Here is a 21857-nt window from a genome sequence, read left to right on the forward strand (position 1 = left end):
GCTATGTCTCCTTAGAGAGTCGCGTCTCGATCTCTTTTAAGCTGGATGGATCATCGATAGTTGAAGGCACCACATACTGCTCACCATCAGCTATCTGGCGTATCGTTTTACGCAAGATCTTACCCGAACGAGTTTTCGGTAAGCGCTCAACCACCAGCGCTTGTTTAAAGCAAGCTACCGCACCGATTTCGTCACGCACCTTACCGACCAGCTCACCTTGAAGCTCAATATCGTCGACTCTCACGCCATCTTTGAGTACCACTAATCCAAGCGGAAGCTGCCCTTTCAAGTCATCGTGAATTCCCACAACCGCACATTCAGCAATAGCAGGATGACCACCGACAATTTCTTCCATTTCACCGGTCGACAATCTATGACCTGCAACGTTAATCACATCGTCGATACGTCCCATAATGAACAGGTAACCTTCTTCATCTAGGTACCCTCCATCGCCCGACACGTAATAACCGGGAAACTGACTCAAATAGCCCGTTTCGAAGCGATCATGGTTGCGCCAAACCGTAGGCAAGCAACCGGGAGGCAGAGGACGCTTAATCGCAACAAAGCCTTGTTGGTTTGGTTGAGTCCTTTCTCCTAACTCATCAAGGATCTCGACTTGATAACCCGGAACAGGTTTAGTCGCTGAACCAGCTTTCACAGGCATCAGCTCTAAACCGGTCGGATTACCCGCTATCGCCCAGCCTGTCTCGGTCTGCCACCAATGATCGACAACCGGTTTAGCCGTTTTACTTTCAACCCATTCTAGGGTTGGTGGGTCTAAACGCTCACCGGCCATAAAAATGGTATCGAGCTTTGATAGGTCATATTGCTTGAGACATCCACCCTCTGGGTCTTCCTTCTTGATAGCGCGAAATGCCGTGGGAGCAGAAAACAGAACATTCACTGAATACTCTTCACAGACTCGCCAAAATGCACCCGGATCGGGCGTGCGAACTGGCTTGCCTTCAAACAAAATCGTTGTACAGCCGTGAATCAAAGGGGCATAGACAATGTAAGAGTGACCAACGACCCAACCAACATCCGATGCTGCCCAGAAAACACCATCTTGAGGCATGTTGTAGATAGTGCTCATCGAGTACTTCATCGCAACCGCATGCCCACCATTATCACGCACAACCCCTTTCGGTTTGCCCGTGGTGCCTGAGGTATACAAGATATAAAGTGGGTCAGTCGCTAACACAGGTACACATGCATGCGGCAACGCCTGTTCCATCTGCTGTTGCCAATCAAGATCGCGCTCGTTATTCAGATCAGCGGGACATTCAGGTCTCTGAAGCACCAGTACATTTTGTGGTTTCCAGCGACTATCCATGATTGCTCTATCAACCAGTGGCTTGTACGGAATAACTTTATTGATTTCGATACCACAGGAAGCCGTGATCAACACTTTGGGCTCTGCATCCTCGATACGCACCGCCAGCTCATGAGGAGCAAAACCACCAAATACCACTGAGTGAATCGCACCGAGTCTCGCACAAGCAAGCATCGCCATTGCTGCTTCCGGAATCATTGGCATGTAGATAACCACACGGTCGCCTTTCTCAACGCCTTGCGCCGCGAGTAACCCAGCCACTTTTGCGACTTGGTCGCGTAACTCCACATAGCTGTAGCGCTGTTTTATGCCAGTTACAGGTGAATCATATATCAATGCAGTGGTGTCACCTCGCCCTTGCTCACAATGATAATCAAGTGCAAGCCAGCAGGTATTCATCACGCCATCCGCAAACCAGCGCTCGATACCATTGTCATCTTTCTCTAAAATTCGGGTAGGTTCTTCAAACCAGTCAATACATTGAGCTTGGCTCTGCCAGTATTGCTCAGGGTTACGCGTCGCAAAATCATAAGCAGCTTGGTAAGCACCTGTTTGCGTCGCGCTTTGGTTTGAAGTTTCAATTGATTGCTTTTTTTGCTCTAGTGTAGAAGACATAACGCCTCCTCCTTGAATTCGTCAGAAAACGATCAGCCGTATACTCGGCTTGTTGACCTTTTGTCCTTACGTGTTATTTCCCGTATTGAATAGCCTATTCGGGTCTAAGCACAGCCAATGTAGTAATAAACAGATCGTGCCATGACCCAAGCATTTACAATGGGCAAGGCACGCGCACTAACCCTTCCATCAGGATCCGAGCGCTTCTGCTCATCATGGCTTTCTCTACCGCCCACCCTTTAGGGGTTAACGAAGCACCAGCTCCCACTTTTAATGTTCCAGAAGGGTGTCCAAAGGTCGTAAAATCGCGTTCACCACCGCCTGCAGCGCGATTAACCAGTGTTCCGGATATCGCAGCGGCCGACGCAATGGCAACGGCTGCCGTTCCCATCATGGCGTGGTGCAGTTTGCCCATGGACAGCGCTCGAACCAAGACGTCAATCTCAGCCTCTTCCACCATCTTCCCACTCGATGTTTTATACGGTTTTGGTGGCGATACAAACGCTACCTTCGGCGTGTGCTGACGCGTTTGCGCCTCACTGATATCCTCAATCAAGCCCATGGCAACAGCGCCATGTGCTCGAATCGACTCGAATAGTGCCAACGCTTTCGCATCAGAATTTATATCATCTTGCAGTTCAGTACCCGTGTAACCCAGTACCGAAGCGTCGACGAAAATGGTTGGGATCCCCGCGTTGATCAAACTCACTTCAATGCAACCTAACTCGGGTACATCAAGCCAATCGACCGCTTGTCCCGTTGGTAATACACTGCCAGCCTCACCAGCAGGCTCCATGAAATCGACTTGGATCTCTGCAGCAGGAAAAGTCACGCCATCCAACTCAAAATCACCGACCTCTTGAACTTGACCATCAATCATTGGTACATGGACAATAATCGTCTTCTCGATATTGGCTTGCCAAACCCGAACTTCAACAACGCCATTCATTGGGACTCGTTCAGGATCAATAAGACCAGCATGAATAGCATAAGGCCCGATAGCAGCTGATAAGTTTCCACAGTTACCGCTCCAATCGACAAAGGGTTTATCAATTGCAACCTGACCAAATAGATAATCGACATCGTGACCGGGTTGCTCACTCTTAGATGCAATCACAATCTTACTGGTACTGGATGTCGCTCCTCCCATACCGTCTGTCTGTTTGCCATAAGGATCTGGGCTACCAATAACGCGCATCAGTAACTTGTCTCGATACTCACCGGGCGTTTGCGCACGCTCTGGCAGGTCAACAAGATTAAAGAAAACACCTTTACTAGTGCCGCCTCGCATGTAGGTGGCCGCAATTTTCAATTGATGAATACTCATAATGCCTCCCTACTGAGCCAAAAAGTCTTTGGCAAAGCGTTGAAGTACGCCGCCAGCTTGATAGACATGCACTTCGTCTTCGGTATCCAGACGACAAGTCACTGCCACATCCATTCGGCTACTATCCTGACGTGTAATAACCAACGCGAGATCAGCGCCTGGTGTGATATCTCCATGGACATCAAACAGTTCTGTGCCATCTAGCTTGAGCGTATTGCGATTTTCCCCTGCTTTAAATTGCAGTGGCAGCACGCCCATGCCGACTAGGTTGGTGCGGTGGATACGCTCAAAACCTTCAGCAACAATCGCTTCTACACCCGCCAAGCGAACACCTTTAGCAGCCCAATCTCGAGAAGAGCCTTGACCATAGTCGGCCCCAGCAATCACGACCAGCGGTTGCTTTCTGTCCATGTAGGTTTCGATTGCTTCCCACATGCGCGTTACCTTGCCTTCAGGTTCGACACGAGCAAGTGAGCCTTGTACCACTTTGCCATTTTCTTGGACCATCTCATTAAAGAGCTTAGGGTTAGCAAAGGTGGCACGTTGAGCGGTTAAGTGATCGCCTCGGTGAGTCGCGTAAGAGTTAAAGTCCTCTTCTGGCACATCCATTTTGGCTAGGTATTCACCGGCTGCGCTGCTCGCAAGAATCGCATTAGACGGAGAAAGGTGATCCGTGGTGATGTTGTCACCCAGAATTGCCAGTGGTCGCATTCCTTTCAGCGAACGCTCCCCTGCCAAAGCCCCTTCCCAATAAGGAGGGCGGCGGATGTAGGTACTCTTCGGGCGCCAATCGTAAAGAGGCTCACTGGCAGACAGCCCTTCATCCAACTTAAACATTTGAATGTAGATGTCGTTAAACTGCTGTGGTTTCACATGCTGCGCTACAACTGCATCGATCTCTTCGTCACTTGGCCATAAGTCGCTCAAATAGATCGGATTGCCCGACGCGTCATTGCCGAGGCTGTGCTTCTCAATATCAAAGCGCATTGTCCCTGCAAGCGCATAAGCCACAACAAGTGGAGGAGATGCAAGAAACGCTTGCTTGGCATAAGGGTGGATGCGACCATCGAAGTTTCGATTTCCAGATAGCACCGCTGTGGTATACAGATCTCTGTCGATGATTTCTTGTTGAATCTTAGGATCTAGCGCGCCACTCATACCATTACAGGTAGTACAGGCATAGCCGACAATACCGAAACCCAGCGTTTCAAGTTCATCTAAGAGGCCTGCCGATTCAAGGTAAAGCTTGGCCACTTTCGACCCCGGAGCAAACGAGGTTTTCACCCACGGTTTACGAACAAGCCCCAACTGATTGGCTTTTTTAGCGACTAAGCCCGCTGCAACCACATTTCTTGGGTTACTGGTATTGGTACAAGACGTAATAGCAGCAATAATCACTGCGCCATCTGGCATTTGACCGTCATCCCTCGCATTCAGCTCTTCATGGCTGATTCCTTGTTGCTGTAACTCAGAAGTAGGTAGTCGACGATGAGGGTTAGACGGGCCAGCAAGATTTCGCTCAACCTGAGACAAATCAAACTCAAGCACACGCTCATATTTCGCTGAAGTCATATCATCAGCCCAAAGCCCAACTTGCTTAGCATAGCGCTCTACCAAATCGACTTGCTCTGGCTCACGACCCGTTAGCTTGAGATACTGAATGGTCTGCTCATCGATGTAGAACATACCCGCAGTGGCGCCATATTCCGGTGTCATGTTAGAGATCGTGGCACGGTCGCCAATAGAAAGAGCACGAGCACCTTCGCCAAAGAACTCTAGGTAACTAGAAACAACGCGCTCTTGACGCAAGAACTCGGTAATTGCCAACACAATATCGGTGGCGGTGATCCCCTCTTGGCGCTGACCAGTGAGCTTAACACCCACAATATCAGGCAAACGCATCATTGATGGTCGACCCAGCATCACGGTTTCAGCTTCTAGTCCGCCAACGCCAATCGCGATAACGCCCAGAGCATCAACGTGAGGAGTATGGCTATCGGTACCGACACACGTATCTGGATACGCAAGCCCGTTTTTGTTTTGAATAACTGGCGACATCTTCTCAAGGTTGATCTGGTGCATGATCCCGTTACCTGCGGGAATTACATTGACGTTTTTAAAGGCCGTTTTACACCACTCGATAAAATGGAAGCGGTCTTCATTACGGCGCTCCTCAATTGCACGGTTTTTATCAAAAGCGTTATTTTCAAAGCCAGCGTGTTCAACAGCCAATGAGTGGTCAACAATCAGTTGTGTCTCAACTACAGGGTTTACTTTGGCTGGATCGCCGCCCTGATCCGCAATTGCATCTCTCAAGCCGGCGAGATCAACCAATGCGGTTTGGCCAAGGATGTCGTGACAAACAACGCGAGCAGGATACCAAGGGAAATCACGCTCTCGTTTTCTTTCGATGATCTGCTCTAGGCTGGCTTGTAGTGAATCGATATCACAACGTCTTAGAATCTGCTCGGCCAGCACTTTAGAGGTGTAAGGTAAGGTATCGTAACTACCGGGAGCAAGTTGCTCAACCGCGTCACGTACGTCATAAAATTCAAGGTTAGTTCCCGGCAACACTTTTCGAAACTGATTTCGATACTGCTCACGGTCTTGGGTATATTCGGTCATAATCGCCCCTCCATATTGGGCGTAACTTCACTGCTCGATAAAGGTGGATGACGCCTAGATAGAACCAAACGACATCCATTACCGACAGAGCAATCACTCTGTCTATCGTCACAGTTAACGCAAATGGATAGGCAACCACTCTTGGTGCTCAGGGCCAGTGTAGTCAGCACTTGGGCGAATAATTCGGTTGTTGGCTCTCTGCTCAAACACATGTGCAGCCCAGCCAGTTAAACGGCTCATCACAAAGATCGGAGTGAACAGCTTAGTTGGGATATCCATGAAGTGATACGCCGAAGCATGGAAGAAGTCCGCATTACAGAATAAGCCTTTCTCGCGCTTCATGACTGACTCTACGCGCTCAGACACGGTATAGAGTTTTGTGTCACCTACTTCTTCAGAGAGCGCTTTAGACCATTGTTTAATCAGAGCATTACGTGGGTCGCTTTCGCGGTAGATAGCGTGACCAAAACCCATGATTTTGTCTTTATTGGCAAGCATCTGCATGATATTGGATTCAGCTTCCTCTGGTGTCTGCCAATCTTGAATCATCTCCATCGCAGCTTCATTCGCACCACCATGCAGAGGCCCTCGCAACGTACCAATCGCTGCGGTCACACAAGAGTGAATATCGGACAAGGTCGAAGCACAAACACGTGCCGCAAATGTTGAAGCATTAAACTCATGCTCAGCGTAAAGGATAAGTGAACAATGCATCACCTGCTTATGTAGCTCAGTTGGAGTTTCGTCGGTTAGCATTTTCAAGAAGTAACCGCCGATACACGCCTCGCTGTGATCTTCAGTATCCACTCTTACGCCATCGTGACTAAAGCGATACCAGTAACAAATGATGGCTGGGAACAACGCAAGCATTCGCTCTGTAGCATTAAGCTGTTGAGTAAAATCTGTCTCTTGTTCGATATTTCCCAGCATGGAACAACCCGTGCGCATCACATCCATTGGGTGGGCATCCGCAGGGATCAGCTCTAGCGCTGCTTTTAATGAATCAGGTAAGCCGCGTAAGCCAACAAGCTTAGTCTTGTAATCATCAAGCTCTTTCGCATTCGGTAGGTGACCTCTAAGCAGCAGGTACGCCACTTCTTCAAACTGGGCATTATTGGCAAGGTCTGTAATGTCGTAACCGCGGTAAGTCAGGCCTGTACCCGATTTACCTACAGTACACAAAGCGGTCTCGCCTGCACTTTGGCCTCGAAGACCCGCGCCGCCGAGCGGTGCCTTAGCTGGTGCTTTCTCTTCGACACTTGCTTTGTTGCTCAATGTAGTGGTCATGATGAACTCCTTCTCTGTGTTAGCTGCCTGCACTCTTTGGTGCGTTTTTGATTCAGTCCTAAGCGCATATTTCATCCAAAATATAGAGTCACTTGGCTGTTAAAGGTCGAACTAACCGTTTCACGTTATTGGATTAAGTATTCTTAATTTTTCTTTAAATTCGTTATTTCTAATTACGTTACTGAGCCGCTCTATTAGCTCTCGTCACTCGCAAACAGCTGATCGAGCTTATTCTCGTAATCGTGGTAATTTAGGTGCTGGTAAAGCTCTTTACGTGTCTGCATTGAATCAAGCAGCGCCTCTTGATTGCCTTCGACTAACAAGTGCTTGTAGACGTTTTCTGCCGCTTTATTCATCGCTCTAAAGGCGCTCAACGGGTAAAGAACCATGTCGACATGAGCCTCTGCCAGTTCTTTGCAGTTGTATAAGGGTGTCTGACCAAACTCAGTAATATTGGCCAAGATCGGAATATGGCGGCCTATTGCCGATTGCAGCGCTGTTGAGAACTTCACGTATTGATCAAGCTGATTCATCGCTTCAGGGAAGATCATGTCTGCACCTGCTTCAACACATGCAATCGCGCGTTCAATAGCACTATCGATGCCTTCAACGGCCAAAGCGTCTGTTCTCGCCATGATCACAAAGTCACTGTCTACCCTTGCATCGGCCGCTGCTTTTACTCGGTCGACCATCTCAGCTTGGCTCACAATGGCTTTGTTTGGGCGGTGACCACAGCGCTTCTGCGCCACTTGATCTTCCATGTGAACCGCCGCGGCTCCTGCTTTTTCCATCGCTTTGATAGTACGAGCGATATTGAATGCCCCGCCAAAACCAGTATCAATGTCGACCAACAGTGGCAGGTCACAGGCGTTTGTAATACGCTCTACATCCACCAGCACGTCGTGTAATGTAGTGATACCTAAATCTGGTAGTCCGTAAGACGCATTGGCAATACCACCTCCTGACAAATAGATAGCCTGATGCCCTAGGTTTTTCGCCATCATGGCGCAATAAGGGTTAATGGTTCCGACGATCTGCAGCGGATGGTTGTTTGCAACCGCTTCACGAAACTTAGCTCCTGGCGATAGATTCATGATTTCTCTCCCTGATGTGTTCGATTTCTGTTGGTGTTACTGCGAACTGGTGCAGTCACCACGATTTAATTAGTCACTCTAGGTTCGCTCTATTTATTGAGCGTCCTGTTTAACTTGCAATCGCTGCTCGATAAGGCGGCGACTGCCTGATATATGTCGTCTCATCAACATTTCTGCTAACTCTTCATCTCGCTGACTGATTGCTTGCAGAATAAACTTGTGTTCGTTGAGTGCTTCAATAGGGCGTGATTGAGCGCGAGGAGATTGGTAACGATACATGCGTAATAGATGGTACAGCTCGTCACACAACAGAGACTCTAGCTTGCTGTTGCGGCTGGCTTTAATGATTCGATAGTGGAAATCAAAGTCGCCATGCTGATGGAAGTAGGAAGCACCATCGACTTGGTCAATGTGCTTTGAGTGGGTCAGTAGCAGCCCTTCTAAACCCATCAACTCTTCGGCTGTGATGTATCGAGCCGCCAATCTCGCTGCCATACCCTCAAGCGCTTCTCGCACGGAATAGAGCTCGATAAGCTTCTCTTCGCAAAGAGTAATTACGCGAGCACCAACATGAGGAATACGTTCAATCAGCCCAAGCCCTTCCACTCTCATCATCGCTTCACGCAATGGCCCTCGGCTGACCTCAAATCGCTTAGCCAACTCCGGCTCGGAGATTTTTGCGCCCGGCTCAAGTTCACCACTGACAATTGCTTCTATCAGATACTCGGTCAGGCTGGCTGACTTAGTATGCTCTTTGTCGCCCCCTTTTAACTTAGGGTCATCATTAAACAAGGTATTTACTGCTATCGTTGCCATCTTCTTTCCACCCTAATTCTTTGTTCTTTCTTTGATGATTTCACTTCAACCTAGGCTTATGTGTTAACAATCATTCAACATTGATGACAAAATAACCTGCAAAGCTGTCAACAATCAAGCATATTGTCGACAATTTAGACTAAGGTATAGGTTCATCGATAATGAACAACCACCTATAAAAACCAACCAGAACATAGTTAAAATGTTGATTATTAATAATTAATTTTGATAAACCATTAGATTTAGCGATTAACGGCAACAAATTACAGTGTCGACAATGTTGTAAGGATGCCATTTTAAGGAATCGGACTGTCAACAAAAGCAATCATTGAACGGCCTGAGAAGAATATGAATGGGTAAAATAGGAAAACGAAAACAAAAAGGCGCACCCTTGGGTTCGCCTTTCGTTCTAAAGTCTGAACTAATTCATCTGAAGTTTTACACCGCTTTTAGCAGCGCCTCCTTCTCTAAGTACTTAGAGATATCAACCTCATCGTTCTGCTCAGGTTTGAGATACTCTTGAGCGTATCGAACATGGGTACCACTGGTTAAGAACAACCTAAACAGATCCAGATCTAAGTGCTCGTCTAACGCCATCTTATACATGATATCCACCGCTACACTGATAGGCTTGGCCTTCTTATAGGGTCTATCTGCGGCCGTGAGCGCTTCAAAAATATCTGAGATCACTAGGATGCGTTCTGGTATTGAAAGATCATCAGCAGTCAGCTTGCGCGGGTAGCCTGTTCCTTTTAGAGTTTCATGGTGCGTTGACGCATAGCGTGGCACACGGCTGAGCTCTTCAGGGAACGGTAGGTTCTCTAGCATCTTAATGGTGCTGATCATGTGTTCATTAATCTTGAAGCGGTCTTCTGCCGTCAGCGTGCCACGCGCAATGCTGAGGTTATATACCTCTCCTTGATTGTACAGATGCTCTGGCACATCCATATTAATGCCATGCTGCGGGTCAAACTCAATAGGGCGATCGCGTTTAACAATGTGCTCCGGTTTATCCGACAACAGTTTTTCTGTCGCAGGTAAGCTGCTACTGCTCTGTTTGTTCAGCTCTTCAACCGGTGAAAGACCAAGGTTGTCATCGAAATGACGTGTCCAAGTAATTTCAGCTATTTGTTTAATGCGTTCGACCTTGTCTGAACTCATGAACTCGCCACCAACATTAGAAGTCGCAATGAACGTGAAATCATCTTGCAGTTGAGCCTGAGCCGCTTTGAGCTTAGCGTCAATTTCTTCTCTGCTCAGTTGACCTTCCAATTGCTGCGTTAGCGCCTCTATCTGAGCATCACGCCACAGAACTTCGAATCGCGTTCTTACTTCGTGGATACGGTTATAGTTCGCTTCTAGCTTAGAGCCTTTGTCGACAATGTGCTCTGGTGTTGTGATCTTACCGCAATCATGAAGCCAAGCTGCGATTCTGAACTCTCGGCGTTCATCATCGTTATTAAACTTGAACGACTTGAATTGCCCACTCTGACACTGTTCTGCCGCCTCCGCCAACATCAGCCCTAGCTCAGGTACACGATTACAGTGCCCTGCCGTATAAGCAGACTTATCATCGATTGCTTGTGCAATAAGCTTAATAAAGGCTTCGACAAACGCTTCTTGTGCTTCTTCATGACGTTTTATCTCTTTCGACATATCAACAATCGCCGTTGATAGTTCGTCGATCTCTGAGATGCGTGTGTTAACCGATTTCACATCATCATAGTGACGCTCTTTAATCAGATCCGTTTGTGCTATCAGCGTGGTGATTGGATTAACAATCGGAGAGCCAAAACGCCATGCCAATGGTAATAGGCCGAACAGGAAAACACCGGTGATCAAGACAGATTTGGTCACCTTATCCATCACCTGTGCTAACACCACGCTTTCAGGAATTAGAACCGCGAAGTATTCACCATCGCCTTGAGAGCGCGTTGGCGTAATGTAGATGTATTTGTCGATACCTGAAACGTTGCGTTTCACTAGCTGTCCATGAAGTGCGTCGGTATGAGCAAATTCATACAACTCTAGGTAAGGAACTCGGCGCATATCCTCTTTGGCAATTTTTCTGTTTGGGTTTAACCATTTATTATCAAGGTAGCTGCGCTGCTCCTCACTAATATTCGCTATACCTAAGTTAATGATCTCAACGACATCTTGGTCACCTTTCTGCATCAAAATATGATAATTAGATGGGAAGTGCTCCACCAGCTCAGAGATCTCCTCATTAAGCTTCATATCGACTAAGAAATACTGTTGAATTGCGGACTTCAAAATCGCAGAGCTATCCAAGAAACCATCCACTTCGCCTGCCTTTAAAGCATTAACACTGTCGTTGATATTGGAAAACTCAACCAAATCAATTTGTGGGAATCGAGCTCTAAATTCAGGGATGATCGACCAACCCGATAGAATCGCCAAACGCTTGCCATTGAACTCATTCAAAGATTCAACTTTCCCAAAACCTTTGTTGGCTACGATAGCGAAAGGCAGTTGGTAAATTGGATCACTAAACGCCCCTGTCGCGTAACCTTGATTATTGTTCTGCAGTGAATGAAGCACATCGAGAGATCCATCCGTGTACTGCTGCAATAACTCATTCCAAGTAAAGCCGTTAATGAACTCGAATTTTAAACCCGTAGAGCGAGACAGCTCTTTAAGTAGGTCAATTGCGTAGCCTCTTGGCTCGCCCGAAATAGCGTAATCCATTGGGCCCCAAGCGGTTTGGTTAGAGACTTTTAATGAGCGTGTGTTCTCAACAAGCTGATGCTGCTCCGCTGTCAATTCTAACTTTGCTGCGGGTGGCATTTCGTCTGAAAAATCGGGCGCTAAGTTGGTCGCGGTAACTTCCCCATTGCGACGGAACACAAACGCTTCCACTCCGGTGCTGGCTCCTGAACTGGCCAATATGCCTTTCATTTTGTCTGACAGAGACGACAGTAAGACATCAACACCTAAAACAAGTTGGTGGTCCGGTAACTCTACCGAGAATGTTTGACCGGTGATTTTTAGGTGTTGGAAAAGATAAGGTTCCGTTTTGCTGACACTTTCTGTCGCACTCTCAAACCAAGGGCGTTGCGTAGGAAAGTAGTTACTGTTTTCAGAAATTTGATGACGAAGGTTGAAGTTTTCATCCAAGAAATGAGTTTGTTTAACACGCTTCTCGCCTTGGTCGAAAATTCGAATTAACACCCAACGGTCTTGAGGCGCTGCATTGATTTTTTCGCGAACAATTGGAGAAGACTCAAGGTTAATCAGCTGGAAAAAGTTATCGTCTTGTTGCCCTAAGTAGACACTGTAGATTTGTGCGTTATTTGAAAGTACATCCGCAAAGATCTTCTTTAACGTCTCTTCATCAAGCTGCTCATCGGTCGCCCTTAATATCGACGCCAACAACCCTGTGGTATAGCTGCTCTCCCCATCCGAGCTTTTAACATAATCACTAATGTTATTTGCGATGATGGAATACTTGGTTAACGTATTCTCGGTAGCGAGTTTATTGTTGAAGTAATACTGCAAAGAGATCGCCAATATTGCGGTAATGATAGTAGCCAAGATAAACATGCCACCCACCGTAAACCGAATAGAGAACTTCTTCTCCGCCCTGTAGACTTTATCCATATAGTCTGACATCCGTGTTGATAATTATAATTAAAATACCGCCCTAGCAGAATTCCATACGATATATACCTATCAGCTCAATTACAATCCTTCAATTGAGTTTTTTCACAATAACAATCAGGTCTCCGTTAACACCTCAACTCCACACTACTTTTCAATTCATATATTGTTCGATATCAACATGATCTATTTGTTCTGGTTTCAAATGCATATTCGCGTATTTAAGATGCGTACCACTGGTCAAAAATAGGCGGAATAATTCAATATCGATATGCTCATCAAGCGCCATTTTGTGCATGATGTTTACCGCTACGCTGATAGGCTTCGCCTTACGATAAGGACGGTCTGAAGCTGTAAGCGCTTCAAAAATATCGGAGATAACAAGAACACGCTCCGGTATTGATAGATCATCAGCGGTCAATTGACGCGGATACCCTGTTCCCTTCAACGTTTCATGATGCGTCGATGCGTAGCGCGGGACACGACTCAGCTCTTTAGGGAAAGGAAGGTTCTCGAGCATCTTAATGGTGCTGATCATGTGCTCATTAATCTTAAAGCGATCTTCTGTCGTCAATGTACCTCTCGCAATCGACAGGTTATAAACCTCACCAAGATTATATTGATGTTCAGGAACCGACATCCGAATCCCTAGTTTAGGATCGTACTCCGTCGTTCTCTCCCTTGGGATGATATGTTCAGGTTTATCCGACAGCAGTTTCTCTTGAGCTGGCAGCGTTGTTGTCGTATTGCTTAGAGCAAGCTCTTCAACTGGAGACAATCCCAGTCGATCGTCAAAATGGCGATACCAGACTTTATCGGCAATCTGACGAATGCGCTCAACCTTTTCGTCACTCATGAATTCACCGCCGACATTCGATGTTGCAATGAATTCAAAGTCTTCGATGAGTGTTTTCTGGATTAAAGATAGCTCTTTATCACTCTCTTGTTTGGTTTGCTGTTTAGAGAGCTGTTTCTCTAGTGCTTGAATCTCCGCATCACGCCATAGCACCTCAAAGCGCATTCTAATTTCGTGGATACGGTTATAATTCGCTTCAAGCTTGGTGCCCTTGTCTACAATGTGTTCAGGCGTGGTGATCTTTCCGCAATCATGCAGCCAAGCCGCAATTCTGAACTCACGTCTTTCATCATTGTTAGCAAATTTGAAGTCTTTGAATAATGGCTCTTGTGACGCTTCAACAGCCTCAGCTAGCATCATGCCTAGCTCTGGTACTCGATTACAGTGACCCGCGGTGTATGGAGACTTATCATCGATCGCTTGTGCAATGAGTTTAATGAAGGCTTCAACAAACTCTTCTTGAGTCTTCTCGTGATCCTTTATCTCTCGCGCCATATCCTTCACAGACAGAGAAAGATCCCACACCTCTTTAATTCGAGTTTCGACCAGTGCTACGTCATCATAATTACGCTGTTTAATCTTAAGCGTCTCTTTTCTTAGCTGATGAATCGGCCTTACGATTGGCGCACCAAATATCCACGCAGCAGGCAGCGTCAGTCCCATCAATAAAACCGTAATGCCAATCGAGGTTAACACTCGTTCATGAACCGTTTGGTAAATCTCTTGCTCAGGAATGACCACGGCAAAATATTCTGAGTAGTGTTCCCCTGTTTCTATCTTTCGCAGATAGAGATGCTTGTACTCGCCATCAAGCTGTATTCGCTTCATTTCCCCTTGCAAAGTTGCCGCAGGTATTAACTCATAAAGCTCGGTATAGGGAACCGTTGTGTCGCTCTCTATTGCATCATGATGAAACCACTTCGCTTCCAGTGCCGACTTCTGCTCTGGCGTAATGTTATTTAGCGCCATATTGATGATCGGTAGTAACGCTTGGTGTTCATCGCTCAAAACCAGGTGAAAGTCGCTGGCATAATCTTGTTGGAGATCCACTAACTCAATGCTGTTATGCAGTCCGGAATGGAAGAATCTCTCTAATGCGAAATCTAATACGGGTTTAACGTCTAATACGGCATCACACTGGTTGCTCTCGACACAATCAAACGCCAGTTTTAGGCTAGAGAAAGGAACCAGATCGATATTCGGGTATTGTTGCTTGAGTTTCTCAATGATCGACCAGCCCGAGAGAATGGCGACTTTTTTACCCGTCAGCGCCTCATAGGTACTGATATTAGAATCGTCAGCTCGTGTGACTACAGAGAAAGGCAATTGATATAGCGGTGCACTGAAATGCCCATTCAAACCGTTTGTGTCAGATTTTAATGTCGAGTGCAGCGCATCTAGCTCACCGTTTCGAAACTTTTCCGTCAGCTCGCGCCACGAAAAACCATTCACATACATGAACTTAATCCCGGTTTGCTGACTGATTAAGCTAAGAAGATCAATCGCATAACCGTTTGGTTGCCCTGAAACGGAAAAGTCCATTGGGCCCCAATCATTCTGATTGGATATTTTGATTGCGCCGGAATCAGCAATCAGAGACTTTTGAGCATTGGTTAAATAAATCGGTTTAACTTCAAGCACTGCCTCTTGTGGCTCACGCTCACGGTTGGTCGCAATAATATTGCCCGATTTTGAATAGAGGAAGGATTCCACTTGGCTATCTTTTTCTAACCCAAGCGCTGAAGCAGACAGTTTATTTGCCAAAGACGACAACACGATATCAATACCAATCACGTGCTGACTGTTTCGATCGTCCTTGGATTGAAAAGCGAGCGAATATGTTTGCCCAGTAATTTGTAGATGCTGGAACAGATATGGTTGAGTCTTCCCGACTGTATCCATCGATGCCGAGATATACCAAGGGCGTGTCGTAGGAAAATAGTTACTCGACTCTGTGACCACGTCACGCAGACGGAATGCCTCATCATAATAACTGGTATAACGAAGTCGTCCGTTGGCACTATTACCGATTTCAATCACTACCCATCGGTCGGTGTTGGAAGCACCGATCTTCTCTCGCACAATTGGCGATGATTCAAGATTAATGATTTGGAAGAAATTGTCGTTCGAAGAGCCGATATAGATGCTGTAAAAAAGTGGATTGTCTTTGATTGCTTCAGCAAGGATGTTGCGCGCTTCTTGTTTAGAGATTTGACTGCTTATCGAGCGGTTCACCGACGATAGCAGTTGTGCGGTATTGATTGCATCTGAATCGATGGCTTCAACATAGTCACTAAGCTCTTGAGATACCATTGTCAGTTTCGACAGGGTGTGCTCGGTAGCCATGGTTTTACTAAAATAGTATTGAAGAGAAACAGCCACCGTCGCTGTTAAAATGGTTGCAAGTAAAAACATTCCACCCACGGTAAACCGCAACGAAATTTTTGCATCTTTCATTTATCTTCTGTCCTTGAACAATTTCTCTCAATTCCATGAGGATTTTCGAAGCAATTTCGCCAAGTACTCAGTACATTTTTGCGAAATTATCGACAAGCAGTTGAAAAGCTGTCATCACATTATGTTAATGACTATTCTCAATATCAATACAATATTCTATATATTTAGAGTTTTTACGTTATAACTCTCAAGTTTTATTCCTATAAGATTACAAATCCATCATCCCATATATCTCACATCATTTTTCCCTTTCTAATCCTAGGGTTAAATTATAACTCACCCCTTATTATTAGCACATTTTGTAAAGTCAAACAGCTTAACTCATGGGGTTGCAACTCGAAAATGCGAGCCATGAACTTTATGCACTTTATTATTTCAATGCACTTTATCCTCAATATCACCACATTAATGACAATTAATTAACACAACCTTAACCTTTGAACATCCACTGGGTATTTGAGATGTATCCGGTAGCTAATACACCAATAAGTTTCTCGGTTAGATAAGAGAACACGACATAAGGAACGTGAAACATGTTCAAGGCAATGAAACCCTCTATCGCAGCGACTGTGATCGCCGCTACCTTTTCATTCAACACTTTTGCGGCAGACGTAGAGAAAATCCACTTTCTAATCCCTGGCGGCGCAGGTGGCGGTTGGGATATGACGGCACGTGGTACTGGTGATGTGCTGGTAAAATCTGACATCGTTGAAAACGTCTCTTTCCAAAACCTTTCTGGTGGCGGCGGCGGTAAAGCGATTGCTCACCTGATTGAAACAGCCAAGCGTCAAGAAGATACGCTGATGGTAAATTCAACGCCGATTGTTGTTCGCTCTCTAACCGGTATTTTCCCTCAGTCTTTCCGTGACCTTACTCCAGTAGCCGCAACCATTGCGGACTATGGCGCAATCGTAACGTCGGCAGACTCTAAGTACGATACTTGGGAAGATGTAGTCAAAGAGTTCGAATCAAACCCGCGTAAAGTGAAAATTGCTGGTGGTTCAGCACGTGGCAGCATGGATCATCTAGTCGTCGCGGCAGCATTTAAAGGCGAAGGCTTCGATGCTCGTAAAGTTCGCTACATTGCTTACGATGCAGGCGGAAAAGCAATGGCTGCGCTTCTATCGGGTGAAACTCAGCTACTTTCAACAGGCCTTGGTGAAGTGTTGGAAATGTCAAAATCTGGCCAAGTAAAAGTACTAGCTGTGACAGCGCCTAAACGTCTAGATGCAGCACCAGACATCCCAACGCTAACTGAGTACGGCAATGAAACTGTGTTTGCTAACTGGCGTGGTTTCTTTGCTGCACCTGGCACAAGCCAAGCGAAAATTGATGAGTGGAACCAAGCGCTTAACAAAATGTACACCACTGATGAGTGGCAAGTAGTTCGCGACCGTAATGGTTGGATCGACAACTACAAAGCCGACAAAGAGTTCTACTCCTTCCTAGAAGACCAAGAGAAGCAAATGGGCGACTTAATGCGCGAGCTTGGCTTCCTCAAGTAACAAAACTATTCAGGGGGAACCGACAGCTCCCCCTTCCTTATTCTCTGTTTTGCCATGCATGAGTTCACTCAATCTCCTTTGTAATTTGTAGGCAGTTGAGCACTACTCTCTTCCTACATTCCGTTAGTGATCCTAGACATTCTTCATTAACCCGCTCATGCATGGCTTTTTTATTTTTATGGAGTTGGATATGTCGGAACAATCGAACACGTTCTTATCCAAAGAGAACCTACTCACTCGCGATCGAATCGGTGCCCTAGTGTTCCTATTGGTTTGCTTGTGCTACGGCTACCAGACAACCCTTATCCCACTATTCCCCGGTGATGAATACGAACCTTTTACAGCACGAACACTACCAACCCTACTCACCTTCGCGGGTATTGGGTTGGCGCTGATCTTACTCGTAACCGGAAAACAAGAACCGAAGAAATCCTGCGATACAACACCGCTAAATTGGAAGCTGTTGATCGGTTTCTTAGTTCTAATGGCACTGTATGGTGTTGGACTTACCTATCTAGGCTTTGTACTGGCAACCGGCTTCTTCTTATTAGCAGGCTTTTACCTACTGGGTGAGCGCAGAAAACCAATCTTAATTGGTGCTTCATTCCCGTTTGTCATCGTTTTTTATCTTCTATTAACTCAGGGGTTAGATATCTATCTAGAACCTGGGCTTATCTACACACTTTGGTAGGAACCGCATTATGTTAGATGGAATTTTACAAGGACTCTCCACCGCGGTAATGCCGATGAACATCATGATGGTGATCGTGGGCTGTTTCGTTGGTACCTTTATCGGGATGCTACCGGGCTTAGGGCCTATCTCTGCGATCGCGCTAATGATCCCAATCACTTACGGTTTAGAGCCTTCTTCAGGTTTAATCCTAATGGCTGGTGTTTATTATGGTGCGGTATTTGGCGGCTCCACTTCGTCGATTCTCATCAATGCGCCGGGATGTTCATCAACCGTGGTAACTGCATTTGATGGCTACCCAATGGCGCAAAAAGGCCAAGCAGGTAAAGCACTTGCACTGGCGGCTTACTCTTCATTTACTGGTGGTACGCTATCAGCAATCATGCTTCTTATCGCGGCACCAGCGCTTGCAAGCGTATCGCTAAGCTTCCAATCGTCAGACTACTTTGCGCTGATGCTACTTGGCTTGTCGGCAGTTGCAGCCTTTGCTGGACAGGGACAAGTTATCAAAGCATGGATGATGACCATTCTTGGTTTAATGCTTTCAACGGTAGGTATCGATAAAGGTGTCGGTGTTGAACGATTCACTTTCGGCTTAACCGATTTAATGGATGGCTTTAGCTTCTTACTACTCGCGATGGCAACATTCGCGCTTGGTGAAACTCTGATGGGTGTGCTTAAACCTCAGAAAGACACCAGTGAAGAAGAAAGCCGTAAGATGTCCGACATCGGCAGCATGAAAGTGACTAAAGAAGAAGTTAAAGACGTAGCCCCTGTATCGATTCGTTCTTCTATTCTTGGTTTCTTTACTGGCGTACTACCGGGTGCTGGTGCCACTATCGCAGCTTTCCTTAGCTATGGTATGGAACGTAGTCTGGCACCAAAAGAGAAGCAGAAAGAGTTTGGTAAAGGCAGTATCCGTGGTCTTGTTGCGCCAGAATCGGCAAACAACGCAGCTTCTAGTGGTTCGTTTGTTCCTCTATTAACACTTGGTATCCCAGGTTCAGGTACGACGGCGATTATGCTTGGTGCTTTGATTGCCTACGGTATTCAGCCAGGTCCGCGTCTGTTCGTTGAGCACCCTGATGTATTCTGGTCAGTTATCATATCGATGTACTTCGGTAACATCGTACTGGTGATTTTAAACCTACCGCTGATCCCATACATCTCTAAGCTACTCGCTGTGCCAAGAACCGTGTTACTACCTATGATTCTGTTCTTCTCAATTACTGGTGTTTACTTGGTGTCGTTTAACACTATGGATGTCTTTATCATGTTGCTTGTAGCAATGGCAGCAATAGGATTGAGATTGGCCGACTTCCCATTAGCGCCTCTATTGCTAGGCTTCATCCTAGGCGGGTTAATGGAAGAGAACTTAAGACGTGCACTTATGATCAGTGACGGCGAATTAAGTTTCCTTTGGGAGCGCCCGATTACTATGAGCTTTACCATCCTTGCGGTGTTGGTTCTATTCAGCCCTCTATTTATGAAGCTGTTTAAGAGCCTTAAAGCTAAGCCTGTGGAAGCGTAATCAAACCGCACTTTACCTAGGGAGCCTTCGGCTCCCTTTTTTTATTGATGGTCTAAGCATCCATTGCAACAAATCACAAACTTGTTCATAACATTCTGATAAGACTGGTTTTAGATTCAAAATGCAGTAAGTTAGTTATTCGTCTCTCAATTAGGAACTGTGCCATGGAATGGCTGATACTCTTTCTCGCTGGTGTGCTTGGTGGCATATTAAACTCCATTGCAGGAGGAGGCAGTTTTGTTACGTTCCCCGCTCTACTATTTGTAGGCGTTCCTCCGGTCGCTGCCAACGCAACCAATACCTTTGCGTCTTGTGCAGGCTACGTCAGCGGCGCTTATGCATTAAAACAAGAGATCCTATCTGGTACAAAACAACTCAAATTGACTTTGATTCTGAGTGTCTTAGGTGGTGCAATCGGTGCTTTCTTGCTATTGCACACTCCAGAAGCACTCTTTACTCAATCTGTTCCTTGGCTACTGTTATTCGCGGCACTGCTTTTTACCTTTGGTGGCAAGATCAACAGCTTCATTAAAAAAGCCGCATCGAAGCACAAACACGTGGGGAGCGCAGGCGCATTCTTCTCGGCGCTTCTGTTACTTTTGGTGTGTGTCTATGGCGGGTACTTTAATGCTGGGCTCGGTATCGTAACACTGAGTTATTTGGCGCTTGCCGGTTACACCAATATCAATGTTATGAACGGGATTAAACTTTTGGTTTCCGCGAGTGCATCAATGGCTGCAATTGTGCTGTTTGTGATTGATGGTTCGATTGATTGGAGTTCAGGACTTGCGGTATTGCTCGGCACATTGGTCGGCGGCTACTACTCTGCTCAGGTATCACGCAACATCCCACAAAATTACGTCCGCAACACCGTGATTGTGGCAAGCTTCTTAATCACCGCGTACTTTTTCTACGCCAATTGACCGTTATTAAAAATCGCCAGATATATCTTTTGGCTATACAGCTGATGCGACTTGGGAGCGTTATTTCCACTCATTAAAATAGCGTTCGCTAAATTTGTGAAGAGAGCCTGATAATCACCTTGTTTGATATTAATTTAGATTAATTTTTATCCAATAGTGAGATAATTACTCCGTAAAAGAAGCAAGCATATTAGGGGGCATTATGAACATCAAACTCGGTCATGTTATGTCATCAAGCAGACTTATCTGCTTTATTGCGTTCTTAGCAGCAACCTTTGCGTGGATACTACATATGCCCGCTCTGTTTTCGGTTTCTGCTCTGTTTCTTGTCTTCAGTGCGGCGATCTATGTCGGTGATTATCTTAAGAACCAAAAGAAAAATCGCGAAGCCTGAAACGCACTAGCTTTTATTGGCCTTCGCTTAAACTTAGGTTACCGCTTAAGCCGGATTACCAGTTAACCTGAGACCAATAAAGAAAAAAGGAGCATCATGCTCCTTTTTGTATCTACTCTACTTACGCAGCCGCTTATATTCATACAACCGCTTAGCGGCGGAAGTTTCGACCTTTACCGCCAGAGCGACGCGCTTTAAATGACGACGCGGCCTTGGCTTGTGAAGCAAGGATTGACTCGACTGTCAGTTCCATCGGCTCTTTTGGCTCTAGACCATGGCGGAATGTACGTGAACGCGGTGGCATTTGGTATTCAAGATCCGATGCTTTTGGCATACGCTTGAAGCGATACAGGTAAAAGTTCTCCACCTTTTCACGCGCCCATTGAGTCTTCTTCAAGTACTTTACAGCGCTTGCAACAGATGGCTTGGTGTTAAAACAGTTCATGCGCATTGCTGCATCAAGGATTTCCCAACCGTAATGATCCACCAGCTCAGTGATCATAGTTTCTAACTTCAAGCCATGCAGCGGATTGTTTTGCTGCAGCTCAATTCTTTCTTCATCAGTCATTGTCGTACCTTTAAGCAGAGCGATTGACTCACTCCGCGTGCGTTGGTTCACCATCATCAATAACGGTTATTTGCTTAGGTCTGCATCCTGCACGCCTGTTATTGAGAGTAATGATGGCACAAAGCCTGTCACTCTCCTAATGATCATCCGTTTATATTGAAAATTATGGCTTAACTGCGCGAGATATAGTCATTCCAATTGTCAGACTTTCAAC

14 protein-coding genes are annotated in these 21857 nt (G+C 46.1%); 5 read left to right on the forward strand and 9 right to left on the reverse strand.

Going from position 1 to position 21857, the window contains the following annotated elements:
- Position 1 precedes the first annotated feature (1 nt).
- The 8 genes from KI655_RS06860 to KI655_RS06895 all read right to left on the reverse strand — a co-directional run bounded on the left by KI655_RS06860 (position 2) and on the right by KI655_RS06895 (position 16031).
- Complete coding sequence (locus KI655_RS06860) at positions 2-1948, reverse strand: propionyl-CoA synthetase (protein WP_285402993.1); 1947 nt, start codon at positions 1946-1948, stop codon at positions 2-4.
- Positions 1949-2102: 154 nt separating this feature from the next.
- Positions 2103-3275: a 2-methylaconitate cis-trans isomerase PrpF gene (prpF, locus tag KI655_RS06865; RefSeq protein WP_285402995.1), complete on the reverse strand. Its 1173-nt coding sequence runs from the start codon at positions 3273-3275 to the stop codon at positions 2103-2105.
- Positions 3276-3284: 9 nt separating this feature from the next.
- A complete protein-coding gene (gene acnD / locus KI655_RS06870) occupies positions 3285-5900 on the reverse strand; it encodes a Fe/S-dependent 2-methylisocitrate dehydratase AcnD (protein ID WP_285402997.1) in 2616 nt (871 codons plus the stop codon).
- A gap of 114 nt (positions 5901-6014) precedes the next feature.
- Positions 6015-7187 (reverse strand): 2-methylcitrate synthase, encoded by a 1173-nt coding sequence (prpC, locus tag KI655_RS06875; protein WP_285403000.1) that lies wholly within the window; start codon positions 7185-7187, stop codon positions 6015-6017.
- Positions 7188-7381: 194 nt separating this feature from the next.
- A complete protein-coding gene (gene prpB / locus KI655_RS06880) occupies positions 7382-8281 on the reverse strand; it encodes a methylisocitrate lyase (RefSeq protein ID WP_285403002.1) in 900 nt (299 codons plus the stop codon).
- Positions 8282-8374: 93 nt separating this feature from the next.
- Positions 8375-9097, reverse strand: a complete 723-nt coding sequence (locus KI655_RS06885) for a GntR family transcriptional regulator (protein WP_285403004.1) — start codon at positions 9095-9097, stop codon at positions 8375-8377.
- A gap of 438 nt (positions 9098-9535) precedes the next feature.
- Positions 9536-12718, reverse strand: coding sequence for an HD domain-containing phosphohydrolase (locus tag KI655_RS06890; protein ID WP_285403005.1), 3183 nt, complete (start codon positions 12716-12718; stop codon positions 9536-9538).
- A 154-nt stretch (positions 12719-12872) separates the two neighbouring features.
- Positions 12873-16031, reverse strand: a complete 3159-nt coding sequence (locus tag KI655_RS06895) for an HD domain-containing phosphohydrolase (RefSeq protein WP_285403006.1) — start codon at positions 16029-16031, stop codon at positions 12873-12875.
- A gap of 533 nt (positions 16032-16564) precedes the next feature.
- On the opposite strand from KI655_RS06895, the gene KI655_RS06900 reads away from it, so the two are divergent.
- The 5 genes from KI655_RS06900 to KI655_RS06920 all read left to right on the forward strand — a co-directional run bounded on the left by KI655_RS06900 (position 16565) and on the right by KI655_RS06920 (position 21075).
- Positions 16565-17536: a tripartite tricarboxylate transporter substrate binding protein gene (locus KI655_RS06900; RefSeq protein ID WP_285403007.1), complete on the forward strand. Its 972-nt coding sequence runs from the start codon at positions 16565-16567 to the stop codon at positions 17534-17536.
- Between the two features lie 190 nt (positions 17537-17726).
- Positions 17727-18227: a tripartite tricarboxylate transporter TctB family protein gene (locus KI655_RS06905; protein ID WP_285403009.1), complete on the forward strand. Its 501-nt coding sequence runs from the start codon at positions 17727-17729 to the stop codon at positions 18225-18227.
- A 10-nt stretch (positions 18228-18237) separates the two neighbouring features.
- The gene (locus KI655_RS06910; RefSeq protein WP_285403011.1) at positions 18238-19758 is read left to right on the forward strand and encodes a tripartite tricarboxylate transporter permease; all 1521 of its coding nucleotides are present in this window, start codon (positions 18238-18240) and stop codon (positions 19756-19758) included.
- A gap of 164 nt (positions 19759-19922) precedes the next feature.
- Complete coding sequence (locus KI655_RS06915; protein ID WP_285403013.1) at positions 19923-20681, forward strand: TSUP family transporter; 759 nt, start codon at positions 19923-19925, stop codon at positions 20679-20681.
- Between the two features lie 202 nt (positions 20682-20883).
- A complete protein-coding gene (locus KI655_RS06920; protein WP_285403014.1) occupies positions 20884-21075 on the forward strand; it encodes a hypothetical protein in 192 nt (63 codons plus the stop codon).
- A gap of 151 nt (positions 21076-21226) precedes the next feature.
- Here KI655_RS06920 and KI655_RS06925 read toward each other — a convergent pair whose 3' ends face one another.
- A complete protein-coding gene (locus KI655_RS06925; RefSeq protein WP_285403016.1) occupies positions 21227-21643 on the reverse strand; it encodes a VF530 family DNA-binding protein in 417 nt (138 codons plus the stop codon).
- Between the last annotated feature and the right edge of the window lie 214 nt (positions 21644-21857).

Source organism: Vibrio sp. D404a (genome assembly GCF_030248535.1).
In the GTDB taxonomy this organism is placed as follows: domain Bacteria; phylum Pseudomonadota; class Gammaproteobacteria; order Enterobacterales; family Vibrionaceae; genus Vibrio.

What these genes read in the sequence shown, in the direction of transcription:
- prpF (WP_285402995.1), bottom strand. Translation starts at nt 3,275, where the DNA reads ATGAGTATTCATCAATTGAAAATTGCGGCCACCTACATGCGAGGCGGC.
- KI655_RS06920 (WP_285403014.1), top strand. Translation starts at nt 20,884, where the DNA reads ATGAACATCAAACTCGGTCATGTTATGTCATCAAGCAGACTTATCTGC.
- KI655_RS06860 (WP_285402993.1), bottom strand. Translation starts at nt 1,948, where the DNA reads ATGTCTTCTACACTAGAGCAAAAAAAGCAATCAATTGAAACTTCAAAC.
- KI655_RS06905 (WP_285403009.1), top strand. Translation starts at nt 17,727, where the DNA reads ATGTCGGAACAATCGAACACGTTCTTATCCAAAGAGAACCTACTCACT.
- prpB (WP_285403002.1), bottom strand. Translation starts at nt 8,281, where the DNA reads ATGAATCTATCGCCAGGAGCTAAGTTTCGTGAAGCGGTTGCAAACAAC.
- KI655_RS06910 (WP_285403011.1), top strand. Translation starts at nt 18,238, where the DNA reads ATGTTAGATGGAATTTTACAAGGACTCTCCACCGCGGTAATGCCGATG.
- acnD (WP_285402997.1), bottom strand. Translation starts at nt 5,900, where the DNA reads ATGACCGAATATACCCAAGACCGTGAGCAGTATCGAAATCAGTTTCGA.
- KI655_RS06915 (WP_285403013.1), top strand. Translation starts at nt 19,923, where the DNA reads ATGGAATGGCTGATACTCTTTCTCGCTGGTGTGCTTGGTGGCATATTA.
- KI655_RS06925 (WP_285403016.1), bottom strand. Translation starts at nt 21,643, where the DNA reads ATGACTGATGAAGAAAGAATTGAGCTGCAGCAAAACAATCCGCTGCAT.
- KI655_RS06895 (WP_285403006.1), bottom strand. Translation starts at nt 16,031, where the DNA reads ATGAAAGATGCAAAAATTTCGTTGCGGTTTACCGTGGGTGGAATGTTT.
- KI655_RS06900 (WP_285403007.1), top strand. Translation starts at nt 16,565, where the DNA reads ATGTTCAAGGCAATGAAACCCTCTATCGCAGCGACTGTGATCGCCGCT.
- KI655_RS06885 (WP_285403004.1), bottom strand. Translation starts at nt 9,097, where the DNA reads ATGGCAACGATAGCAGTAAATACCTTGTTTAATGATGACCCTAAGTTA.
- KI655_RS06890 (WP_285403005.1), bottom strand. Translation starts at nt 12,718, where the DNA reads ATGGATAAAGTCTACAGGGCGGAGAAGAAGTTCTCTATTCGGTTTACG.
- prpC (WP_285403000.1), bottom strand. Translation starts at nt 7,187, where the DNA reads ATGACCACTACATTGAGCAACAAAGCAAGTGTCGAAGAGAAAGCACCA.